Here is a 22888-nt window from a genome sequence, read left to right as displayed (position 1 = left end):
GACGAATAAAAAACATTATGAATAAATTATATTTAAGAGTAATCTATGGTATCGCCATATCGCTATTGTTAGCTTCATGTAACTTAGATAGGCTACCATCAAATGCTATACCTGAGCATCAGTCTCTAAAGACTGTAGATCATGTTAGATATTGGGAGGCTGGTTTTATGGCTGGTTTCAGAACTGTCCAAAAAGGTATTTTTGAGAATCTTCAGGATGTTCAAGCCGACCAACTTAATGCCTCTGTAGGCTTCTCTAATAATATGAGTAACGCTTATGATTGGGAGCCATTTAAGGCCAGTAATGAAGACCTAGGTAGCGTATGGCAAGCGTATTACAGCAGAATTAAAAATATTAATTATGCATTGCCTCGTTTTGCAAAGGTGCCTACTAGTAATCCAGATGAGGAAGCTACAGTGGCGAAAGCGACTGGCGTGGCACATTTTTTACGTGCTTACTATCTTTTTAATTTAGCAATACGATATGGTGCACCATACCATGCAGAAACTGCAGAAACTGATTTGAGTGTGCCTTTGACTTTAGAGTATGCCCCTTTTGGAATGCCTGGTCGTTCAACTAACAAGGCTGTTTATGATCATATTCTAAATGTAGATATCAAGGAAGCTAAAAAGTTATTAGCTCCAAATAAAGGTAGTGCGATGGCCTTTGGTATCACCATTGATGCTGTTATTGCACTTGAGGCTAGAGTTAAATTTTATATGTCTGATTGGGCCGGTGCTCTAGAGCTTGCAGAATCATTGATTTCGTCAGCATCATACCCTCTAACTATACCTAGTGAAGAGAATTATAGATTGATGTGGCATAGTAGCCTAAGTACAGAGGAGATATTACAATTACGTATTGAGAGACCTAATGAACTTCCTAATACATCCAATTATTATTCTCCAACTACACTATATGAGGAAAAGTACGGCCTTAGAAATAATCCTGATTATTTACCTACTCAGTGGGTTTTAGATTTATATTCTGATACTGATCTACGTAAAAAGGTTTATTTTGAGGAGCAAAAGTGTCTTTATGGCGATGAAACATATTCTCTATATGTTATATCTAAGTTTAAGGGCGATAAGGAGTATGCATCACTCTTTGGTAGCTTGTATGATGTTTGGGGTGGTTATGTCCCAAATAGTTTGACCGAACCTAAAGTTTTTCGAATTGCTGAGCAGTATCTTATAGCATCTGAGTCTGCTTTTATGATGGATGACGCAGTCCGAGCTACTAGGTATCTAAATGATCTTCGCTTGAGCCGTGGCTTAAGTGCTGTTAAATCTACTGGCTCTAGGTTGTTTAAGGAAATACAAGATGAGCGTACTAGAGAATTAGCATTTGAAGGGTTCCGTCTTTGGGATCTTCGTCGTTGGAATATGCCAATGAAACGTTATGCACCTCAGGCGAGAAGAGATGGTTCAACACCTTATCTGTATAGTGGAGTAGGGCTTAACCTTGAGATCCCTGCTGGACATGATAAATTTGTTTGGGCTATCCCAAGTAATGATATTAAGACAAATCCTGAAATTGCCAAACAACAAAATCCTGGATGGGGTTTGTGAAATAAGCCTGTTATAGGAATTAGAATTTAGTACATCTGTACTCTTTATTAATATTAAGATATTAATGGGGGGTACAGATGTCGCTTTTAAGATTATTTCTATGTGCCGGCATTCTCTATTATGGGCTTTTGAAGTACCTTTGAAAGTTAAATGATTGTTTTAATTAGAATTAGTATGATGAATAAACAGAATTTATTTCTTGCCGCATGTATGTTCATGCTTGTCGCCCTAGTTGCTACGGGTTGCCAAAAGAATAATGAAAAGCCCTCTGATAAGTCTTTAAGTGGAACGGTATGGGGTTGTGAGCAGTATGAAACAGGTGGAGTGTATCATAAGCTTGAGTTACAGCTTATGGATAATACATTTAAATTTACTTTTGTAGAAAAATCAGGGTATGAGAAATCAGAAAATGAGTATACTGGTAGTTATCGATACGCTGATCATAAGTTGACATTAAATATATTGCAAGCTAATGGTGGTCATGTGAAGCATAACCTCGTCGTTAATGGGAATACCTGCATTATGAAGTTTGAAGGACGCCAATATACTCTAATAAAGAAGAATTGATCTTTTTTATTACTAGGTAAGTTGAGTTCATACGTTTTAATAGCTATCTGACAATTACAGATACAATACAAGTTTTTCGGGGGCTTGGTTTTCATATAAAACCAAGCCCCCCTTTTTGATGTCATAAATTTGCGGTAAGTGATTAGAAATTATTATTCTCTTGAAAGTTCTGGGTTGTTTAAACAGATTGATAATGAGTTGCTTTGGATAAAGTTGGTACGCAGGTGATCGATAAATATAATATTTGTACAATTAATGGGACGAGGGTAATAAAGCTTCCATAATTCAATGCAAAAGAGTATCTTTGGTTGATGAAGAATAAGAAGCAACATAAAAGCCAGGAGGGTAATATTTACCATTGGAGCTGGGGTGCGTTCGGGTTCAGGTGGATCTGGGGGCTCTTTTTTGGCGTCTATTGGCCACTTTATTATAAGATAGGATACATTATATTATTGATGTTGATCTTACCTCTTTTCGTCATGGATGGTAACCCCTCTAATGGCTTCTTTATTGTAGCTGGCGGATTTACGATTATTGATCTGGGAATTTCCATATACTTAGGTATAGTTGGTCGTAGGCAAGCATGGTGGAGTAATTATAAGCAGTGGGACAGCCAGAGGCAGTTCTCTAAAAAAGAGAAGATTTGGCAATGGGCTTTTTTTATAGCTTTAGCCATACTTATTATATCGCTTATCGTCATCATTACGCAGTTCATGATGAGCTTCGTTGAAGGAGGTTCATTACCCTCTGACATTCGTACTCTTCCTGTCGATTCTTTATGACTTTTCATAACAAAGAGTCAAAAATAACATCAAATAACCATAAAAAAGGAGTTAGAATAATGTTAAACTCAGAAATTTTGTAGGGTCCACAAAGCAAAATAAGAAGTTATTGTGGTCTGATTTGTTAAAATGTGCATCCTAGCGTTGTTTATATGCCTAAATCTATTTACTATCAATCTGTTACGATATATTGTCCTTTTGAATGAATTTAGGTAACTTTGGTCTAAGGCTATTATGGAGAGTATAGCATTTTCTTCTAAATGTATATCTCTTTGCTGATATAATATATAATAACGTGTAAATATTTTTTGTGTTATGACTTCAACATTAAAAGGAACCGTTGTGGTTAATCAACAGCGTTGTAAAGGGTGTAACCTTTGCGTTGTTTCATGTCCAACAAACACCTTAAACCTACATCCTTCAGAGATTAATGATAAGGGATACCACTTTGCTTATATGCAAACACCTGATACTTGTATCGGATGTGGCAATTGTGGACTAGTATGTCCTGATGGGTGTATTACTGTGTACAGAGCACCTCGCAGTAAGTAAGCGATAACTCTCTACTGAGGTAATGAGTAGATATTAATGAATAACCACAAATAGACATTATGGAAAAAGAAGTAAAACTATTAAAAGGAAATGAAGCTCTTGCGCATGCTGCAATCCGTGCCGGAGCCGATGGATATTTTGGATACCCTATAACTCCACAAAGTGAGGTATTAGAATGCTTAACTGAAGAAGCTCCATGGGAAACTACTGGGATGGTAGTTCTTCAGGCAGAAAGTGAGGTTTCGTCTATAAATATGGTATATGGCGGTGCTGCATGTGGTAAAAAAGTGATGACTACTACATCTAGCCCAGGCTTTAGTTTGATGATGGAGGGCGTCAGTTATCTGGCAGGAGCTGAGCTTCCTTGCGTGTTGGCTAACGTCATGAGAGGTGGTCCTGGTCTTGGGACTATTCAGCCTAGCCAAGCAGACTATTTCCAAGCTGTTAAGGGTGGCGGACACGGTGACTATAGGCTGATCACACTAGCTCCTAACTCTGTTCAAGAGATGGCTGATTTTGTAGGAATGGGATTTGATTTAGCTTTCAAGTATCGTAACCCTGTCTTGATTCTTTCTGATGGTGTTATTGGCCAAATGATGGAGAAGGTACATTTGCCAGAGCAAAAACCAAGAATGACAGACGAGGAAATTCGTGAAAAATACCCATGGGCGACTGTAGGTCATAAGCCTGAAGAGCGTTCTATTATCACTTCTTTAGAGCTAAGCTCTCCAGTTATGGAGCAGAATAACCTTCGCTTCCAAGAGAAGTATGATACTATCGAAAAGAACGAAGTGCTATTTGAGGAAAGCCAGACTGAAGATGCTGAGTATATCATCGTAGCCTTTGGTTCAGGTAGCCGTATTTGCCAAAAAGTTGTAGAGCTATGCCGTGAGCAAGGTCTCAAGGTAGGTATGATCAGACCTATTACGCTATGGCCATTCCCAAGTAAGAGAATTGCAGAGTTAGCAAACCAAGCCAAAGGCTTCATTAGCGTAGAGCTCAATGCCGGTCAGATGGTAGAAGACGTGCGACTTGCAGTTAATGGAAAGGCTCCTGTGTACCATTATGGTCGTATGGGTGGAATGTTATTCTCTCCAGATGAAGTAATGGCAGCGATGAAGGATTTTTTCAAGTTCTAATTTATAATTAATCTACTTCCGTACAATGAATACCCAGGGACTCCAACAAATTCTTACCACGATATTTATGCTATTAGCCATAGCTGCTATTGTAGTATTTTTTGTGCTAAATGATCGAATCTGGTTTTACTCACTTGGTATATCAGCCGTAGTGATTCGCTTAGTACAATATGGAATTAAAATTGTTGAGAGAAGAAAGAGGCGTAAAAGGAAAATAGATTTTGATTTTGAAAACGATAAAAGTAAATAATATCATGAACCAAGAAAAGCAAATAATGGGCGAAACAACAGCGAACGTAAGTGAGCTAATTCGACCTGAAAATCTGGTATATAAGAAACCTACACTTTTAAATGACAATACTATGCACTACTGCCCAGGCTGTAGCCATGGCGTAGTACATAAGCTAGTTGCAGAAGTGCTAGAGGAGATGAACATGGGAGAGAAAGCTGTTGGTATCGCTCCTGTGGGGTGTGCTGTATTTGCATATAATTACATCGATATCGATTGGCAAGAAGCAGCTCACGGTCGTGCACCAGCTTTAGCTACTGCTGTGAAACGATTACAGCCTGATAAGCTCGTCTTTACTTACCAAGGTGATGGTGACTTAGCGGCTATCGGAACAGCGGAAACTATTCACGCGGCCAATAGAGGTGAGAATATCACTATTATCTTCATTAATAATGGTATCTACGGGATGACTGGAGGTCAGATGGCTCCTACTACCCTAGAGGGGATGAAGACTGCTACATGTCCTGCTGGACGTAATGTAGAGCTTAATGGATATCCACTAAATATTACTAATCTACTTAAGGAGCTTCCAGGTGTTGCATACGTGACTCGTCAGAGTGTTAATACTGCTCCTGCTGTACGTAAGACTAAGAAGGCTCTTATGAAGGCATTTGAGAACTCTATGAATAAAAAGGGTTGCTCTGTTGTAGAGGTGGTATCTACTTGTAACTCAGGATGGAAAATGAGTCCTGAAAAGGCTAATGAATGGATGATTGATAATATGCATCCAGCTTACCCACTAGGTGACTTAAAGGATATTTGATATTGATACTCAATTAATAAGATAATACTGAAATGAAAAAATACGAAATTGTAATCGCTGGATTTGGTGGTCAGGGTGTCCTCTCTATGGGGAAAATCCTTGCATATTCAGGACTAGTAGGGGGAAAAGAAGTTAGTTGGATGCCTTCATATGGACCTGAGCAGCGTGGCGGAACAGCTAATGTTACAGTTATTATTAGTGATGATAGAATTAGTTCTCCTATCCTAAATAGTTATGATGTTGCGATTGTCCTTAATCAGCCATCTATGGATAAGTTTATGCCTACCGTTAAGCCTGGGGGGATTCTTTTGTATGACTCAAATGGTGTAGCTAACGTTCCAGAGCGTAAGGATGTGAATGTGTATCGTGTAGATGCAGCAGAGGAGGCAAATAAGATGAATAACTCTAAGGTGTTCAATATGATAGTGCTAGGGGGATTACTCAAAGTAGCCCCAATGATTGAGCTCTCTAACGTAAGAGATGGTCTTTATAAGGTACTACCAGAACGCCATCACAAGCTTATCCCTTTAAATGAAGATGCTCTTAAGAGGGGTATGGAGATTGTCAAGCTTGAGTCTAAGGCTGAGATCTAATGACTCTTGTTTGAATGCGGAGAAGAAGCTGAGGCTTTTTCTAAAATGAAAATATGCTTAAGGGGTCTGTCCCTTTTGACAGTCCTTATATAATTATAGCCGTTATAGAGTAAATGACCTTGGTGTCGCACCATAGTCTCAACTCTGTAACGGCTTCTTTTAATATGTTTATGTCTTAGAAAAAATTAATCGAAGGCATTGCAGTAGGTTCATCTACTGCATTTTCTCATTCAGGTTTGGTTACCTACCTAAGTATCCTCTCATACCCTCAGACCTAGAATCTTGTGTTTTATTCACCTTGCAAATGCTCAGGTAAGAGTCGTAAAGTTAGTGATTCGCGAGAATGAGGCTAAATGTAGCACTCCCGAATTGTGAATATGTTTAGTCGGGAGAGTCCTAATCTTTTTTCTTCAAAAGAAAAACCTTGTCACATTGCGAAGCGACTTCTGAATGATGAGTTATAAATATAACTGATCGTCCATTTAATTCTTTCTTTAGGTTACTAAGAAACTTTTTTTCTGTCTCTTCATCTAGTGCTGAGGTTGCTTCATCTAGGAGTAGTATATTACCTGGTCGTAATAGAGATCGGGCTATGGTTATGCGTTGAGCTTCCCCTTTTGATAACCCCATTCCGCCCTCGCCGATCACGGTATCCATTCCTTGAGGAAATTTGAGTACAAAGGATGCGGACGCTGTCTTCAACGCATTGATGAGCATAGACTCATCTGCGTCGGGGTTGCCGACCAGCAGATTATCACGAATCGATCCACTAAAGAGCAAGTTCTCCTGTGGTACATACACAAAGTTACCTCTCGTACATGCAGAGACAGGGTATTGCAGAGACCCTTGGGTCAGACTTATGCTTCCTTTTTGCGGTTTGACCAGTGCTAGGATCAGTCTCAATAGCGTTGTTTTACCAGCTCCGGTTTCGCCCATTAAGGCCACTGTCTCGCCTGGAGCAACGCTGAAGGAAAGGTCTGTTATGATTACTTTTCTGTCACCAGGATAAATGTAAGTGAGTTCATTTATCTCTAAGGTGAAGGGCTCGTCTAGCACGATCTTCTCTGCACAGTTTTCTGTTGGCATCCCAAAAACCTCATTTAGTCGTTCAGTGGCCGCTTTTGCGATGATAGACTGTGGCACCAATCGTGTGAGTTCGCGTAAAGGTCGATGAATACGGCCAACCAATTGCATGAAGGCTGTAAGGGTACCGAAAGTAATTGCCCCTATCGAAATAGCGTATGCACCTCTAATGAATGCGATGACGTAGCCCCCTTGAAAGGTGAGTCCAGTAATGGCACGAGCGTACAGTGATACCTTGCTCCTGAGGTCTACCTTTTTGTGTAGATCATCCTGTAATGTCGTAAGTCGCTCTAATTCTGCTTCTTGCCTCTCGAAGGTGCGTATGACTAATTGGTTTACAAGGCTTTCCTCCACTTGAGAAGTAATGGTGCTCTCAGACTCTTTTACTTGGCGAGTGTACTTCTTCATTGGTACGTAGTAAGCTCTACTAAATCCAAGGAGTATTGGAGTTATCATCGTAAGAATGAGTGCCAGCTCCCAGTCAAGGATGTAGAGATATACGAAGGCCCCAGTAAGTTGTATTGTGGCGTTCAGAGAAGCTGGGAGGACATTTGTGAGTAGTTTTACTACATCATCAGTGTCACGTATTAATCGAGTCACCATATCTCCTCTTCTTAGTTTACTAAGTGGTTCCCATTCTATTTGGAGGAGGTGATTAAAAAGTTTGTATCGTATCTGATTAGAGAGCTTGACCTCTGTGATTTGGGTGACTCTAACCTCTATTGCCCTCACGGCTATTTGTAAAATGACCTGCCCTATCAACAGACCTACATATAGGATAAAGGACCCCTCTCTGTCACCAGTCGCAACATCTACTAATGCTTTCGTGGACCACACAAAGGCTAGAGTTAGCAAGACATCTGCTAATCCTACCGCAATAAGAGCTATAAGAGATGATCGTATCCCCTTTGATATTTGGTGTAGAAATTTGAACACTCTTGTATTGTCACATTTTCAAATTTTTGCGTCCTGAATAGAGACGCTTTTAACGACGTCAAAGATAGTATTATTTTGCTGAAATGAGTCCTATTACTATATGTAGATTTGTTAAAGCCCATGTAGTATATGCTTTTCATGATTACTTGCTGTGATTCAAGGAGGATCAAAGGATGCAATGTATTAATGATATAGCTAGCAGTATAGTGGATTATCTTTGATTGATTTTATTGAAATACTCAGTGCCTAAAAACTTCGTCATCACCGGTTGGAGGAGATCGTCCTAAGGGGGTGGGGTAGTATATGCATATGGAAGTTGCCTCCATATGCATATACTTAAGTTATAATCGTGCTGGTCTGATTGTATTATTTAATAAAGACCTGAGAGTCCGTCAATTGGAAGTTACCTTTTCCTTGGACATATATTTATTGATAAGTATTTCAGGGGTGGCGTTTTCAAAGTCGTCTTCATCTGTTGTAATTTCTTTGATGACTCCAAGACCAGGAGCAATCCACTGGTACATCTCGAAGTCCTCTGTCTCATTAATGATGAGCAGAAATTTGATATTGAGTCGCCATTTGCTACGGAGCAAATAAGTGTCAAATGAGCCCATCGGAGTCTCTACCACTTCTCGTCGTATGACCTCACGGTCTAATACCATGATATTGACTTTAGGCTTTAGTCCGTAGATGCTAAATGTGAGTTTGAATTTGAGGTCTCTGTATTTATCATTCAGCTTAGGCTGTAATGGAATCACGAAGCCATCACCTTTTGCTCTTACTCTCAACTTTATGTCTTCATCGTCAATGGCTTTTTTGATCATGAGAGCTAGGTTTTTAGGATCCCATATTATCTCATCATCAGTGCGAAGGCATTTCATTTGGACGTCACCTTCGCCAAATTGTATGGTGAGTTCATCCCCGTGAGCTGTGCTTTCCTTCTGTACCAAGGTCATGCGTTCAATGTTATCCGCCTTATCTCCTCTTTGGTATTCTATCACAGTGCCAACTGGATCATCCTTTGAGAAAGCTTGGCTATAAGCTGTTTTGGATACGAAAATGAGGACGATCGTAGCAATAATTTTTATTGTGTTCTTTTTCATTTAGTATTTTGTAATGTAAACTACCGATATTTGTTTGCCAAAGATACTAATCTCTATAAAATTTCCAAAAAATAAGAGGCCTTTTTTTATGAATAATTAAATAATGACCTGGATTTATTGTCGGAATGTTTGATAGAGAGCAGATGTTTTCAAACTACCAAGCGGGTATTATTAAGCTTCTAATAGAGTACTGACGATATGGAAGCTATGCTGTTGGAAAAAGGCTCCAATGTTGAGATGAAATTCATCTCATAGGAAACAGTTCTCCTTCTCATATGAAAAATAATTTTTTCCTATGAGAAGCATTTCTCTTTTATATAATATAACCGTCGAAACGAAACGGCTCTCGAAGACAAAACGAAATGGCTTTTTTCTTTATTGATTGGATGGGTGGTAGGAAAAACGAAACGGCTCATTTGATTGTGACGCACACGTACATTTATAATATTATTCGCTCTCTGGTGGTGGTCGAGTGGAGAACGAACTAAGAAGTATAAACGGAGTTATTCGTTAGTACTAACGGATTTATCCACAAGTACTAACGAATTCACTGGACGATATTAACGGATTTAGCGAACTATATACGCGGATTAGTGTATATTTGTAAAAGAATCAATTAATTATAAAAACTAAAATAATATGAAAAAGGTATTAGTGATGATGCTGGCAGTGGTGGCACTGCTTACAGCGTGTAACGGAGACAAAAAGCCGAAGGTGCTCAAGGATGGTGCTTTCGTTTATGTTAACATTAAAAATGAGGGTATGAGGGTAATTGAGGACAACACAATACCAAAAGTAGAGGGTGACAAGTATACGAGGTTATCGCCTCGGGAGGTAGTAGAAAAGGCTTTGGCATTTCACATGTACGCTCCAGATATGGGGCGTGAAACAGGCATTGGAGTCGGCGATGAACAAAGAGATATCGCTAACGCCAGGATAAAGATGTGGGGGGAGATGATAATAACCGAAGACGGAACATTAAACGAGGCATTTTTAGATTGGCGTGATGTGCGTATCCTTATCCCCATTGCGGAGGGTGACGTCGGGGCTTACATCCCCAATGCTGTCATGAAAGAGGCGAGCGAGGGGATTCGCAAAGCATACAAGTCAGGGGACTATAAAAAGGTTTATGAGCTGTTCGAAAAAGCATTTACAGCGACTCCCATCACCAAAGCGGAGTGGGAAGCACTAAAAGCTGCGGGGAAGCAATAAAGATTCTCCACACAGTTAAAAGAGAGGGAGGAGCGACTATAATTGGTCGCTCCTCCCTCTCTTTTAGTCAGCCTGGTAAGCTACGTAGGATAGCCCATTTCGTGTTTTGTTGTCTCCATTGGTGATAATCCCAACGGTAAAGCTATACGCCGAGACACTATAGACTCGTGGTGTTAGTGACCATCCGCCATTGCCTCCTGTTTCTCCTGACACCTGCACTATCGGCACGTATCGGCTGTGGGGGATGGAGTGGTAGACAGTATAGAGCTTACTATTGTAAGAATAGACTGTATAAGCAGAACTCTGCCCCTTCCTGTTTTTATACTTCCCGAAGCTTTTTAACTCCCTTCCATTCTTGTCAAACGTTGCACCAGCGAGGACGGCTCCGCTGCCTCTCCACTCTCCTGCTTCGAGGATGTCTGCCTTGATGGTTCCCTGGACGAGGACGTTGCCGATGATTTTCATGAGCCAATCGGAGGCATAATTAAGGAGGATTTGCCTTTGCCTACCAAAAAAGAAGGCGACCTTATCCTTAGCAATAGCTACGAATGGCTTGCTTTTGTCGTAGGGGACAAACTCCTTCCCGTTCTTAGTGTGTGCTTCGTATGAGCTTCCGCCGTGAGTTGCCGAGCCACTGATGACTAAGTAAACCCTCCATTTGTACCCTTTTACCATTACATTTGCTGGAATGCGCATATATACTTTCTTCGTCTGGGTCTGCACATCTTGGATATCCTCAAGGGGTAGGATATCCTTTAATGATACGGAGCCTCCACTAGCGTGTGCACTTGCGGTGACTTTCGTGCTTGTGTCGCTCCATACGACGACTCCAGATTTATTGTACACTTTGACCTCCACATGAGCCGTGCTATTCGCCCAAGCTGGCAGATATGTGATTACTTTGTCACCCTTGTTGCTTCCAGGACCATAATCGGATTGTGTAGCTGACATGACCGATGGCCCTCCGTTAAAATCTTCCCGAATTGCGACTGCCTCTGCTGTAGCTGTCAATTCAAACTCATGCCTTATCTCTCTGTTACTTTCGATACTCTCATATTCACGACCAATTATGAATGAACCGCTACGATTTTTAGCTCGTGCGGACGGCATTGGGAACTCTTTAATCTCTGTGCTCTGATCGTTCATGTAGCTCTCAGAAGGAGCCGTCCCGCCAAACTTCAGATACTCGTGATTTTTTCCAGACGACTGATCTATAAATTTCACGACATCCTCATCTTCGGTATTGACATACATGTCGCCGAATCGAGCTGTTCCGTCGTGGTTGATTACCACTCGGGAGGTGTGGTTCTCTTGCTTATAGTTCTTGATCCCTGCTTCGAAAGCGACACCGCCCCCCTCGTTGTAGCCTGAGATGGCGGTTGTGATCCCGCCACTCACGTTACTCATGAGGATGGATTTCGTGAGCAGAAGACCGCCAGCTATGGTGGTCTCGCCGTGCTGGAGGGCGTCGGTGAGGTAGCGGATGTCATCGAACTTGCTGGCGTCAAGTTTGCCCTCCTTCAGTTGCTTAGTGATGGTCTCGATCGATGAGATGAGGGTGTTGGCATTGGAAAGTCCAGCGTTCATCTCTTGTACCTCCGCTTTGAGATTGCTCCATTCGCCCCACGCACTATCATCAGCACCACCGACACGATACAACTCCTGACCGCTGTTAAGAGTCGCTTTCTGCGTCACTCGACCGCCACTTTTATCACCCCAATTGACTGTCGTCTCAAGCGTGCAATACGAGCCATCCCTCCAGACCTTCGGAATTTCAATAACACCTTGAAACTTAAACTCCTTGACGGTTGTGAGTCGGTAATTCTCACGATACCAGTTTGGCAGTTGGTTATCATTTCTAGTGTCCTTGACGTCTAGACCGTCGCCTTTCGGACCAGTCGGACCTCGGTCCCCTTTTTCACCCTTAATGAGCGTCCACTTGTAATCTGATGGAGTAGTGCTGTCCGCCTTCACAAAGTCGGTGTAAGTGCCGATATAGGTCTTGCCTGCTGACACAGTTGTACTAAAACCCTTCTTTCCGTCTGCTGATGTGGCGTAGGCGATATGCAGGTAAGGGGTGCGACCATCTGCACCCGCCTTGCCTGGGGTACCGTTGCGCCCATCTGCACCCTTAATCAGTGACCACTTATACTTCTTGTGGTCGCTGCTATCCTCTTGCACAAAGTCCACGTACATACCGATATATGCCTTTCCAGCTGGATCTTGGCTAAAGCCTCCACCGCTCGCATTGTCAGCGTAGGCGATATGAGTGTAAGAGGTTTTACCGTCCGCTCCTTTAGCACCTGGTATGCCCTGCACTCCCTGAGGACCTTGGACTCCTTGCAGCCCACGAGGACCAGAGTCGCCCTTATCACCCTTGTCCCCCTTGATCAAGCTCCATTTGTACTTGCTTGGATCTGTGCTATCCGCCTTCACAAAGTCGGTGTAAGTGCCGATATAGGTCTTGCCTTGGCTATCGCTCACGCTAAACCCTTGACGACCATCCGAACTATTAGCATAAGCGATGTGCAGGTAAGGGGTTCGGCCGTCTTTTCCTGCCTTACCAGCGATGCCGTCACGCCCATCTGCCCCCTTGATGAGCGACCACTTATACTTCTTTGGGTCACTCGAGTCTGTGGCGACGAAGTCCACATACATACCAATATAAGCCTTTCCAGTAGGAGACTGAGAGAAGCCACCACCCGATGCGTTATTGGCATAAGCGATGTGGGTATATTGAGTTTTCCCATCCTTACCGTCACGACCAGGGAGTCCGTCCTTGCCGTCTTTCCCTTGTAATCCTTGTAAGCCGTCCTTTCCATCCTTACCGTCACGACCATCGCGGCCTTTAATGAGCGTCCATTTGTATTGAGTTGGATCGGTGCTGTCTGCCTGGTTATAGTCGGTGTACTGCCCGATATATGACTTACCTTGGCTATCGCTCACGCTAAACCCTTGCCGACCATCCGAACTATTAGCATAGGCGATATGCAGGTAAGGGGTGCGACCATCTGCACCCGCCTTGCCTGGGGTACCGTTGCGCCCATCTGCACCCTTAATCAGTGACCACTTATACTTCTTGTGGTCGCTGCTATCCTCTTGCACAAAGTCAACGTACATACCGATATATGCCTTTCCAGCTGGATCTTGGCTAAAGCCTCCACCGCTCGCATTGTCAGCGTAGGCGATATGAGTGTAAGAGGTTTTACCGTCCGCTCCTTTAGCACCTGGTATGCCCTGCACTCCCTGAGGGCCTTGGACTCCTTGCAGCCCACGAGGACCAGAGTCGCCCTTAGCGACCTCACCTGTATCCACGTACTTTTCACCATCCCATCGCCACCAAGTGCCATCTTTTATAATTGCTTGATGTTCGTCAAGCTCGTCAATGTAATCAATAATATTAGTTTTTGTCCCACTATCTGGACGACGAAAACTAATACTATCCGAAAAGATTTCGCCAGTCTCGAGGTTAATGGTCATAGCACCGTTTGTGCTCGAGATGGTATTTAGGACCATTTGACCTGGAGTGAAAAGGCTGTAACCGTATAGCTTATTGTACGCTCTATCGCCATCCACAATGCTGGATAAAGTTCCAATAAGGAGATGATAGCTCTGTGGATTACTCTCCATTTCTATAGGTTTTTCCGACAGCAGATAATTGCCTATCTCACCATCTCTATCTACCTTAGCATATATGTAGTAGCTGGCGAAATCATCAGTAAGTGCTGGTGAGATGTACTCAGGGATTGACCAGTAGCGGTAATCGGTAGCTGGTCGATTAGCAGTCATATCGGTAATGCCGATGGTCTGATGTCTAATGATGCCCTTACTGATGATTACTCGCTTGGTGCTGGGGTCATAATTCACAGAAAAAGGGGCAGCCTCAAGCGAATTAATCGCTTGGACAAATCCAAACTGTGTCGCCTGGCTACCTATAAGAATTGCCATGGTCTCCACGACGCTCGGTTTTATCCTCGCCGTAAAGCCCTCCAGCCCTTCAATAGCCTTTTCGACCATCCCGATGAACTCCAGCGCCTGCTGGTAGTCCTGTCGCTGCGAGCGTTGCTGTGCCCTCCGCTCTCGCTCGGCTATCACCTTGTCTGCTTCGAGCTTGGAGAGGGCGTTACTCACACTGAGTGCAGCTGGTGCATTGGAGAGGGTGAGCTGTGGAGCGTAGGGCTTGTCGAGGAGTGTGCGGACACCCGTCACTCGGATGACAGATCCCTCGGGGTGATACTGCGGGTCGCTAAAAAGTAAATGCCCACCTGGCTGCATATACCCACCGATGCGTAGCCACTCCTTCTTCGCCCAGATGGGATCTACCTCCCCAGAAAAGATATAGGGAGGATTAATGACCGTATCGAAGTATCGTACTGCCTCCTCGAAGAGCCTTTGAGAAGCGTTCGAGAGGTATTCGGCAGGGAGGGTGATATTGAAGATGGCGTACTTATCACCTTCCTTGGGGACAAAGTTGCCCCCAGGCATCATAAATCCATCCTGCTCCTCGCTCACGAGCTTAAACTTTCGCTCGGAGTGGATATAGCCACTGAGTTTGCCTTTCGTTTGCACAAGAGCAAACTCCCGCCCTGTGAGTGCTCCCGTCTGAAAGACCACCACCGCTTTTTCGCCTTTGATACGGTAGTCGTTAAAATTCAAGCTCTCAGGGATAGAGGTGTCGGTAAAATCGTATCCATCTGCCTCCTCAATGACCTCAGACACTGTACCCTCCCGCATCGGATATACGGCGGATCCATCGTAGCTATCCTCCGCAGTGCCGATTGCCTGATCACAGGTGATGTACATGCCATGCGCATCCGTATGATATGTACGACCATTGTACTGTAGCGTTGCAGATTTAGGTAGGAGGAGTGTTTGAGCTCCGTAGGTTGAGTAGTCGATATTACGTGTGCCACCCTCGACATAGAGTTTGCCGATCGCCGACTTTTTACCGTCATTGTGTCGCCCAGTGCCAGGGCGGAACCCCTTACCATTGCCATAGCTCATCGGTAGAGGGTTATCCTCCATGATGCTTACCTTGCCGAGCGATACCGTCTTATTGTCGACGCTAAACTCAGTATTAAACACCTCCGCCACTCTAGAGATGGCCCCGAGGCAGTACTCATGACTAAAGGCGAGTGTCTGTTCGGTCGCCTCGATCACATTGCCAACACTCCACCCACCGCCGTAGTGCTCATTGAGCGAGTCCACGATACAGCGGACGAAGTCAATCGGTTTAGCTGTGATGGCAAACTTCACTCGGTAAGGTATGCCACCCGAGATATCCTTGATGAGACAGGAGGAGAGGAGCTCCTCCTCACCGTGAAAAAGCAGGGTGTAATCAAACTCCTTGCTGTGTTGCTTTTTGATGCTCGCTGGGTAGAGCAATGTATAGCGACGTGCCTCATACTCCACATAAGAGTTAAGAGGGATATCAATAGGTTTATCAGATTTAACCACCAACTGGAGGGTGCTGCCACCCATGATCGAGCGATCGCAGTAGCTCCCCTCGAGGTTGGCCACATCAATAATCTTAGTTCCTTGTGCGTTGTATATAGTTATCATATCAATTGTAGATTAAGCGTAAATGAGATAACTGGTTGCTGGCTCACCTGCTTAGGTGTCGAGCATGAGAGGTAGCGAGCCTTAAGAGTTGTGCCCATGTCCGTAGATAGAGATAACTCCCCTTGCAGAGCATCCCAGAGAGCTGCACGATTAGCCCACAGCACCGACCAAGATGATGCGAACATCGTACACATTAGTTGTGCCTCTCTCATATCTCGCACGAGCGTCAATGCCTTAAAATCATCAGGTGTATAGAGCGCATGTGTCTCGTTGATGACCATTCCAAATTGAGATAGTGAGACACCTCCAATTTTGTATCTTGATCTAAAAACTACAGGCTCCACATCTGACGTTATCTGAGTCTTAGGCAAGTCGTCCAGCTCATAGCGATAGGCTATTTCCATGATATGATCACCCTTGGCCAGCACCTTGCAGTTGTCCGCATTAGCCTTGCGGAGGGTAAAGGTACGCCCCCAGCCGTGGGGCGTTAGCTTAATGCTCTCTGCCTTGTGGTATTGCTCGAGAGCCGACCGAGCGGCGAGCGAAGTAACCACGTAACGCACCACCACCTCGGGGTGCTGGATCTGGACGGTGGTAAAGTCCACCTGTAAGCCCTCCACCTCCTGCCAGTCATTGACCTCCGCATCGGAGAGATTAGGGAGCGTAAAGAGTTCCTCCGCGCCATGACGTGCGAGGTAGATGCCTTGTGCATTAATGTCTATATTGTTGATCAGTGTCGCCATCACATTATTTCTTTAGGTAAATACCGTCTTGTGCCACTCTATACATGTCAGTAGCGATGTTATCAAGCTTGCGGAGATAGTCGCTATTCGCTGCGATGCGGTCAATCTGTCGGATCATGGTAGCAAAGTACACCCTTGCATCACGCTGGTAATCGTCCGTCTGCTTGGCGTAAGTTACGAGGGTCGATAGTCGGTCCACCTGCACCGTCATCAGTCCCTCGAGTCGCTCTGCAGAGTCTTGCGTCATCCTACCAATACCTCGAGCCTCCGCCTTGCGCCCTGCATCCATATCAGGGAGCTGCAGACCTTGTTTCTCCAGCTCAGACCGAAAAGCATCCATGGCATCTTTATAGCCATCGATATTGCCCCGAGCCGAATCGACCAGCCAACGGATATCGTCTCTGATGTCACCGTCTCCTCCTGCCCCAAAGCTATCCTCCATCCGCTTCTGGAGCTCATCGAAAGACTCTTGGAAAAACTGAGCGAAAATCATCTGCTCGCCGATGTCGTAGATGACCTTAGAGGCGTACGACTTGAAGTCATCAAAGGCAGCATAGATATCGCCATCGGCTATTCCCTTCTTCAGCGCTTCGGAGAGCTGGCTACCAATGTCACCAGAGAGCGAGCGGAAGTTATCCCGCATCTGTTGCTCCGCCTCCTGCGCTTTCTTTTGAATCGCATCCCAATTGTCCACCAACTTTTTGGTGGCGTCATCCAGCTTAGCATAGTCCTGTAGGATTTCGGGGTTGAGTGCAAAAGTATCCTTGTCATATATCTCCTTATACTTTTTGCCGAGAGATTCGAAAACTGGCACCAGTTTTTTCTTAGATCCACCGAAGATACCACCAATGAGGGCACCGATACCAGCACCGATGGCTGTACCTATGGGTCCAAATATAGACCCCACCACACCGCCAGCGGCTGCACCACCAGCTGCCCCTTTGGCCACATTACTGCCTGATACTACCTTTTTGCTACCCACCTGCACTTGGCCATTGGCAAGGGTACGGGAGAGTGCCTGCAGCTCATACATCGTCTTAGCGTACTGTTTAGCCCCAGCGATGGCTCGTGCGTAGGGGTTTTCGACGCCGAAGATATTACCCTCTTTATAGCCTGCTGCCTCGATGCGTTGCATCCGAGCTACCTGCAGTGCAGACTCGTTTGCCTCCTGCCACGCCTTCATGAACTCTCGATTTTCCTTAGCCTGCTGTATGGCGACATCTGCCACCTGCATGATGCCCGAAATGGCAGCGCTCACTTTATCTATAGACAGTTTGGACTTTATCCCAGAAACAGCAATACCAACCGACTCGGCGAGCGAGCTAAAGGTTTCGCCGATTTCTCCGCCCAACTTAGACAGCGAGCCGAAAATGCTCTGCAGGCCTCGACCCATCTCCTCCAGTTTGCGGACGGGTATATCCTCGAGGGCATCGGTGAGGTCTTTGATACGCTCGGTGACCTCCTCTATCTCCTTGCCCACATCAGCACCATTCGCCTGCATCTCCTGTAGCTTAGCTTGTCTTTTTTGGGCAAATGCCAGCTCCGTTTCGAGGAGTTCCTCCTCACGCTCCGTCTCAAGGTTATACCGCTTGTTGGAGATCTGTATGCGGCGGAGAGCTATCATCTCCTCGAAGTCGATGCGGTCCAGCTCGCCCTCCTTTCGGATGCGAGAGAGCTCCGCTTGCTCTTCGGTAGCTATTCGGACGAGGATGTCGGCAAGCTCCTCCTTATCCCTCACGTGTGCTTCCGCCTCCTTCCGCCACTCATCATACTCACGCTTAGTTTGGGCAATGCGTTGTTCCTGTCGGGTAGCCACCTTGGCATCAAGGGTTGCCTCCACCTCTTGGATGATGCGGTCAGATGCCGCATTTGCTTCGGCTACCTTGCGGAGGTACTCAGCATCGCCATTGTCGCTGACGAGCTTAAGTTTTGCTTGCTGGGCGGTAGTATCAATTCCCGCCTTGGCGATTTCCTCGAGCTCACGCTGACGCTCCTTGAGGAGTGCCTTACGCTTCTCATTTTCTATCTCCAGCTCTCGGAGCTTCTTCTCGCGCCCCTCCTTAAGTGCTGCCAACTCAATAGCCAGCAGTTCCTCCTCATTAGCCTTGGCGATTTGAGCAAGACGATCCGACATTTTTTTGTACGCATTTTCTGTACTCTTACTACTCTTACTGATAGTATCGATGGGGACCACTCCGATGTTATCCCAGATCTCTTTGTATTCTTTTTCAAAGTTCAAAGAGTTCTGTATTAGAAGGTCTCCTGCCTCTCTATCCTTACGAGCGTCATCAGCTATATCACGACTTCTTAGTTTAGCGATATAACCTCCATCCGTGTCTCCCCACCCAAGGCCCAGAGTAAACTGCCTTACATTTTCTTCAAATGCAAACCAGCTATCCATACCAGTAGGATTGGCAGCTCTTTGCTCTGCCTGCATCATCTTTTGAATGCTCTCTTTGTATTTTTCGCTGGCTAGCTCCATGGATGCGGCAGCCTTAGCCCTAATCATGACGCTTTTGACAAAGGCGTCGGTGTTATCAACCAGTAGATTTTCGGCAGATCGTACATCATCTACCTTTACACCCATCTGCTTAAAAGCTTCGGCATTCTTCTGGACAAACTCTTTTTGCTTTTTCAGGTTACCATTGAGTGCTACAAACTCTTGTTGTAGTCGCTTGTAGGTAGCAATGACATCACCAACTTTATTCGATACAGAGGAGGCAAAGCGCTCCTGCTCCTCACGTATCGCCTTTTGCTTGCTCTGCCACTTGTCATAAGCTGAGATTAAAAAGCCGATAGCGACGGACAAACCGAGGGTAATTGTCGCGGTGAGTGCTTTGGCTGCTGCCGCAGACATACCCAATGATGCGGCTAATTTAGTGTTTGCGGTGGACCAAAAGCGTTTGACCTTGGTTACCGTCTGTATGCGAAACGTAGAGGTCTCGAGCAATACATTTTGCACCTGCTGCAAACCAATAGTAATCGCCATCAGTGATTGCAGCTTGGTTTGGATGGCGGCTTGGTCCTCTTGGCTACCCCCTAAGAGCGTCCACGCACCAGTGGCAGCTGATGCCGCACCAGAAAAAGCACTCACAGCATCGGCAAGACCTTGCCAGCTTCTATTACCCTTTGCGAGCTCTTGCCCCGTACGATTGACCATCGCTTGCGCTTCGGCTAATTCTTGGAGGTCTCGCTCCAGCTTGCGGTAGGTCTCACTATTCTGTTTGCCAGCAGCCGAGAGTGTTGCCATCTCCGCTTTGGTCTTTCTTATTTGCGTAGCAATTAAACCGTATCCGTTTATGAGTTTCTCCAGTTCTTTGCTTTCAGCTGCCAACGCCTTTTCCTGTAGTTCAATTTCTTTATTTACAGATGCTAGCTCCTGCTTATAGAATTTCCCATCTTTGGTGAGACCCCAGTCTTTATTCTTCGAGGAGAGTGCTTGTATCTGATCATTGATTTCAATGATGGCATTCTTCAGCTCATTGATTAGCTTTTTTCTGAAGTCCATTGTTGCTTTTAGCTTTGCCTGAGCATCCAAAGCACCTTGCGCCATCTCCTGTATGGCCGAGGTCGCTTTACCTGCTTCCTCCTCTACGTTACTATTGAGCCGTATGTCAATGCTTACCTCATCCATGCTTTAACTTTCTTCTTTGATGCCTAATAAACTTCTTAACTCTTTCGCCCCCTCTATCACTGGTGTTTCCTCCTTATCTTCCTCGCTACTCTTGTAGTCGATATATGGTTGGTCAATGTCCTCGAGGAGCAAAAGTGCAAGTGGCTGAGCCATCAGATCCTCATGTGTTAGTCCTCTATCTCGTTTCCACTTGCCGATGACTCCGAAGACGCTATCGAGTCCTTTGACTCTTGACTCGTCTTGCTTTGTGGCCTCACCCGAAGCATCCTTATCAATGCCCACACCGAGAGAGTAGCTTTCCGAAAATTTTCACCCCTGCACATCGTCATCGTAAGATTATAGAGGTGCAACAGATCTTTAAGAAGTACTTGGTCAAGTTTATCCACTAATCTTGCCAATTCTCTTTCTCTCGGCTGAGCTTTGCCAAGAATCGCTATGGCTACAATACGTTTAACTCCGAGAAGTTGTTTTGGCGTAATTACATTTACGTATAGTTGGCTTATCTCCTCTTCTGCCAAGTCATTAATCACCGCCTCATGTAAAATCATAAGAGCGGTACCCACACTGGGGGGCTTAATCTTTACCGTGTCTCTCCCTATCACTCTTTTCCAAAACGGGGCGGGCAGCCGAAACCGCACGCCCCGCTGGAGGATCAGGTCGAGAGCACTCATTGTGCTATCGTCCATAGGTTATACCGTTGATGGGTCCTTATCGTAGATACCCATAGCGACATTCCACGCTGTCGATGCCCCGAGGCACTCGAACTCGAATGGGAAGGTAACTACACTCTTTTTCCCAATTTTGCCGCTCATGGTTACAAATCCCTGTGCGTTGGGCACGACGATGACCGAGCCGTCGCTCATCACCAGCTTAACCGACTTGTGGATGCGCTTAACATCAGCTGATAGCTCCACACCACCTTCTGTCGCTTCGCCACCCAGTAGCTCCGCCATCTGTGCTTTCGTTACTGAGGTAAAGCTACCAGTGTACTTGTAAGGTACACCGTCGTAAGTGATGTAGATAGGCGAGTCGCTTTCGTGTACGCCAATTTCAAATTTTTCGGGTTTATCTCGGAAAAGACCCACTTCATCTCCATCAAAGTGCATCGGTGCCTTAGTGGTAAATGAGGTGGTTGCGATGGCATCCTTGGAGGTAATCGGCTCTCCGAAGTAAGCCTCCTTGATGCGTAATACTGCGATTGGATTATTTGTTGACATACTATTATCTCTTTATTCTGTTTACTATTAGATTGCTGTATCTCCTTCTTCTGGGGTTGTTTCCTCCTTAGGTGGTGTGCTGGTCGTTGGTGCCTTGCACACATCTGCTTGACACTCGAATTTCACTCTACTAAGCTCCGCCTTGATGAAGGTAGATGGAGTAAAGCGCATCTTAACACCTCGAATGTAATCAGAGGTAAACTTTTCGCCAGCGGGTACTGACTTACTTGAAATGCGTGGGGTAAAGGTGCCCAGCTCGTGAAGATTAACACTATACCCTAACCGCATATACTCACTGACCACCTCGCCAAGGTGCGTCAGTACGTTCATCACATCACCTCGACCAAGCGAGGTAATTTGCTCAAGTCTCTTTGCGATGTCTCGGATAGGCACTTTACCTTTGGACATCTGGGTAGCCATTTGTATCTGCTGCCCTCCATTCAACTTGCTTTTTCGTTGGACTATCTTATATTCAAATGCCATATTCTACTTACTATTTATTCTCGGAGAGTATTCATAAACTCTCGGAGAGTGTTATAATTTCCTCGGAGCATTTTCCATGCCCTCTTTTATTGATATATAAATGATACTAATTACCCCGATCCACATCAAGGCTTTCTGCCACCAGTGTAGGTGGCTCACTTCTATCTCTCGGACCACTTCCACGGGTACTTCCTTGATGGTAGTCGTTTCGGGGTACTCGACGCGCTCTGGAGGGTGCCTCGCTTGTAGCTCGAGCATACCTTGTCTTAATTGCCATAGCAGCTGTAGCCCTTTAGGAGAGACAGACACTCCTGATGTCTGAGTGCCATTTGAAAGCCGTTCGAGCGGCACTCGCATGAGTACCGAGTCGCCTGGTAGCTCAATTGTCTTTAGCTCCACTTGGGTGGTCTCCTTGATTGGCACCTGCTGGATCACAGGTTGCTTCGCCCTGCACCCTGCAAGGGCGATGAGCATTACCATGAGTATTAAGTATCGTTTATTCATCCTTTTTAATAGTTGTAGTTCTACGCCTGCGAGGGATGGAAATGTTCATCTCCTTCAGCACTGCACTCATGGCTTCTGACTCCTCACGCAATGCCTCCAACTGACGCATCAGCTCCTGCTGGTTGACCTGCAATTGTGAGTTTTCAAGCCGCAGC

18 protein-coding genes are annotated in these 22888 nt (G+C 45.1%); 8 read left to right on the top strand and 10 right to left on the bottom strand.

Going from position 1 to position 22888, the window contains the following annotated elements; genetic code table 11:
- Positions 1-17: 17 nt before the first annotated feature.
- The 7 genes from QYZ87_06795 (at position 18) to QYZ87_06765 (ending at position 6256) form a co-directional block, all read left to right on the top strand.
- Complete coding sequence (locus QYZ87_06795) at positions 18-1571, top strand: RagB/SusD family nutrient uptake outer membrane protein (GenBank protein MDN4754233.1); 1554 nt, start codon at positions 18-20, stop codon at positions 1569-1571.
- Between the two features lie 174 nt (positions 1572-1745).
- Complete coding sequence (locus QYZ87_06790) at positions 1746-2138, top strand: hypothetical protein (protein ID MDN4754232.1); 393 nt, start codon at positions 1746-1748, stop codon at positions 2136-2138.
- A gap of 311 nt (positions 2139-2449) precedes the next feature.
- Positions 2450-2920: a hypothetical protein gene (locus tag QYZ87_06785; GenBank protein MDN4754231.1), complete on the top strand. Its 471-nt coding sequence runs from the start codon at positions 2450-2452 to the stop codon at positions 2918-2920.
- A 315-nt stretch (positions 2921-3235) separates the two neighbouring features.
- Positions 3236-3472 (top strand): 4Fe-4S binding protein, encoded by a 237-nt coding sequence (locus tag QYZ87_06780; protein MDN4754230.1) that lies wholly within the window; start codon positions 3236-3238, stop codon positions 3470-3472.
- A 59-nt stretch (positions 3473-3531) separates the two neighbouring features.
- Positions 3532-4611: a 3-methyl-2-oxobutanoate dehydrogenase subunit VorB gene (locus QYZ87_06775; protein MDN4754229.1), complete on the top strand. Its 1080-nt coding sequence runs from the start codon at positions 3532-3534 to the stop codon at positions 4609-4611.
- A gap of 254 nt (positions 4612-4865) precedes the next feature.
- Positions 4866-5663: a thiamine pyrophosphate-dependent enzyme gene (locus QYZ87_06770; protein MDN4754228.1), complete on the top strand. Its 798-nt coding sequence runs from the start codon at positions 4866-4868 to the stop codon at positions 5661-5663.
- 32 nt (positions 5664-5695) lie between these two features.
- Positions 5696-6256: a 2-oxoacid:acceptor oxidoreductase family protein gene (locus QYZ87_06765; GenBank protein ID MDN4754227.1), complete on the top strand. Its 561-nt coding sequence runs from the start codon at positions 5696-5698 to the stop codon at positions 6254-6256.
- Positions 6257-6652: 396 nt separating this feature from the next.
- Here the strand turns inward: QYZ87_06765 and QYZ87_06760 are convergent, their stop codons facing one another.
- A complete protein-coding gene (locus QYZ87_06760) occupies positions 6653-8275 on the bottom strand; it encodes an ABC transporter ATP-binding protein (protein ID MDN4754226.1) in 1623 nt (540 codons plus the stop codon).
- A gap of 392 nt (positions 8276-8667) precedes the next feature.
- Positions 8668-9378, bottom strand: a complete 711-nt coding sequence (locus QYZ87_06755) for a hypothetical protein (protein MDN4754225.1) — start codon at positions 9376-9378, stop codon at positions 8668-8670.
- Positions 9379-10017: 639 nt separating this feature from the next.
- Here QYZ87_06755 and QYZ87_06750 point away from each other — a divergent pair.
- Complete coding sequence (locus QYZ87_06750) at positions 10018-10590, top strand: hypothetical protein (protein ID MDN4754224.1); 573 nt, start codon at positions 10018-10020, stop codon at positions 10588-10590.
- A 63-nt stretch (positions 10591-10653) separates the two neighbouring features.
- Here the strand turns inward: QYZ87_06750 and QYZ87_06745 are convergent, their stop codons facing one another.
- The 8 genes from QYZ87_06745 to QYZ87_06710 are packed head-to-tail and all read right to left on the bottom strand — an operon-like array spanning position 10654 to position 22733.
- Positions 10654-16152 (bottom strand): hypothetical protein, encoded by a 5499-nt coding sequence (locus tag QYZ87_06745; protein MDN4754223.1) that lies wholly within the window; start codon positions 16150-16152, stop codon positions 10654-10656.
- Positions 16149-16895: a hypothetical protein gene (locus QYZ87_06740; protein ID MDN4754222.1), complete on the bottom strand. Its 747-nt coding sequence runs from the start codon at positions 16893-16895 to the stop codon at positions 16149-16151. Before QYZ87_06740 ends, QYZ87_06745 begins: the two co-directional genes overlap by 4 nt.
- Positions 16896-16899: 4 nt before the next feature.
- Positions 16900-20529 (bottom strand): hypothetical protein, encoded by a 3630-nt coding sequence (locus QYZ87_06735; protein MDN4754221.1) that lies wholly within the window; start codon positions 20527-20529, stop codon positions 16900-16902.
- A 3-nt stretch (positions 20530-20532) separates the two neighbouring features.
- On the bottom strand, positions 20533-20682 hold the full coding sequence (locus tag QYZ87_06730) for a hypothetical protein (protein MDN4754220.1): 150 nt from the start codon (positions 20680-20682) through the stop codon (positions 20533-20535).
- 14 nt (positions 20683-20696) lie between these two features.
- Entirely contained in the window at positions 20697-21215 is a 519-nt protein-coding gene (locus QYZ87_06725; protein MDN4754219.1) for a hypothetical protein, read from the bottom strand.
- A gap of 3 nt (positions 21216-21218) precedes the next feature.
- Positions 21219-21746, bottom strand: a complete 528-nt coding sequence (locus tag QYZ87_06720; protein MDN4754218.1) for a hypothetical protein — start codon at positions 21744-21746, stop codon at positions 21219-21221.
- A 27-nt stretch (positions 21747-21773) separates the two neighbouring features.
- Positions 21774-22229, bottom strand: coding sequence for a hypothetical protein (locus QYZ87_06715; protein ID MDN4754217.1), 456 nt, complete (start codon positions 22227-22229; stop codon positions 21774-21776).
- A gap of 51 nt (positions 22230-22280) precedes the next feature.
- Entirely contained in the window at positions 22281-22733 is a 453-nt protein-coding gene (locus tag QYZ87_06710) for a hypothetical protein (protein ID MDN4754216.1), read from the bottom strand.
- Positions 22734-22888 lie beyond the last annotated feature (155 nt).

Source organism: Porphyromonadaceae bacterium W3.11 (assembly GCA_030434245.1).
GTDB lineage: Bacteria > Bacteroidota > Bacteroidia > Bacteroidales > Porphyromonadaceae > Porphyromonas_A.
Note: the sequence above shows the minus strand (reverse complement) of the source record. Positions and strands in the feature narration are given on the sequence as shown.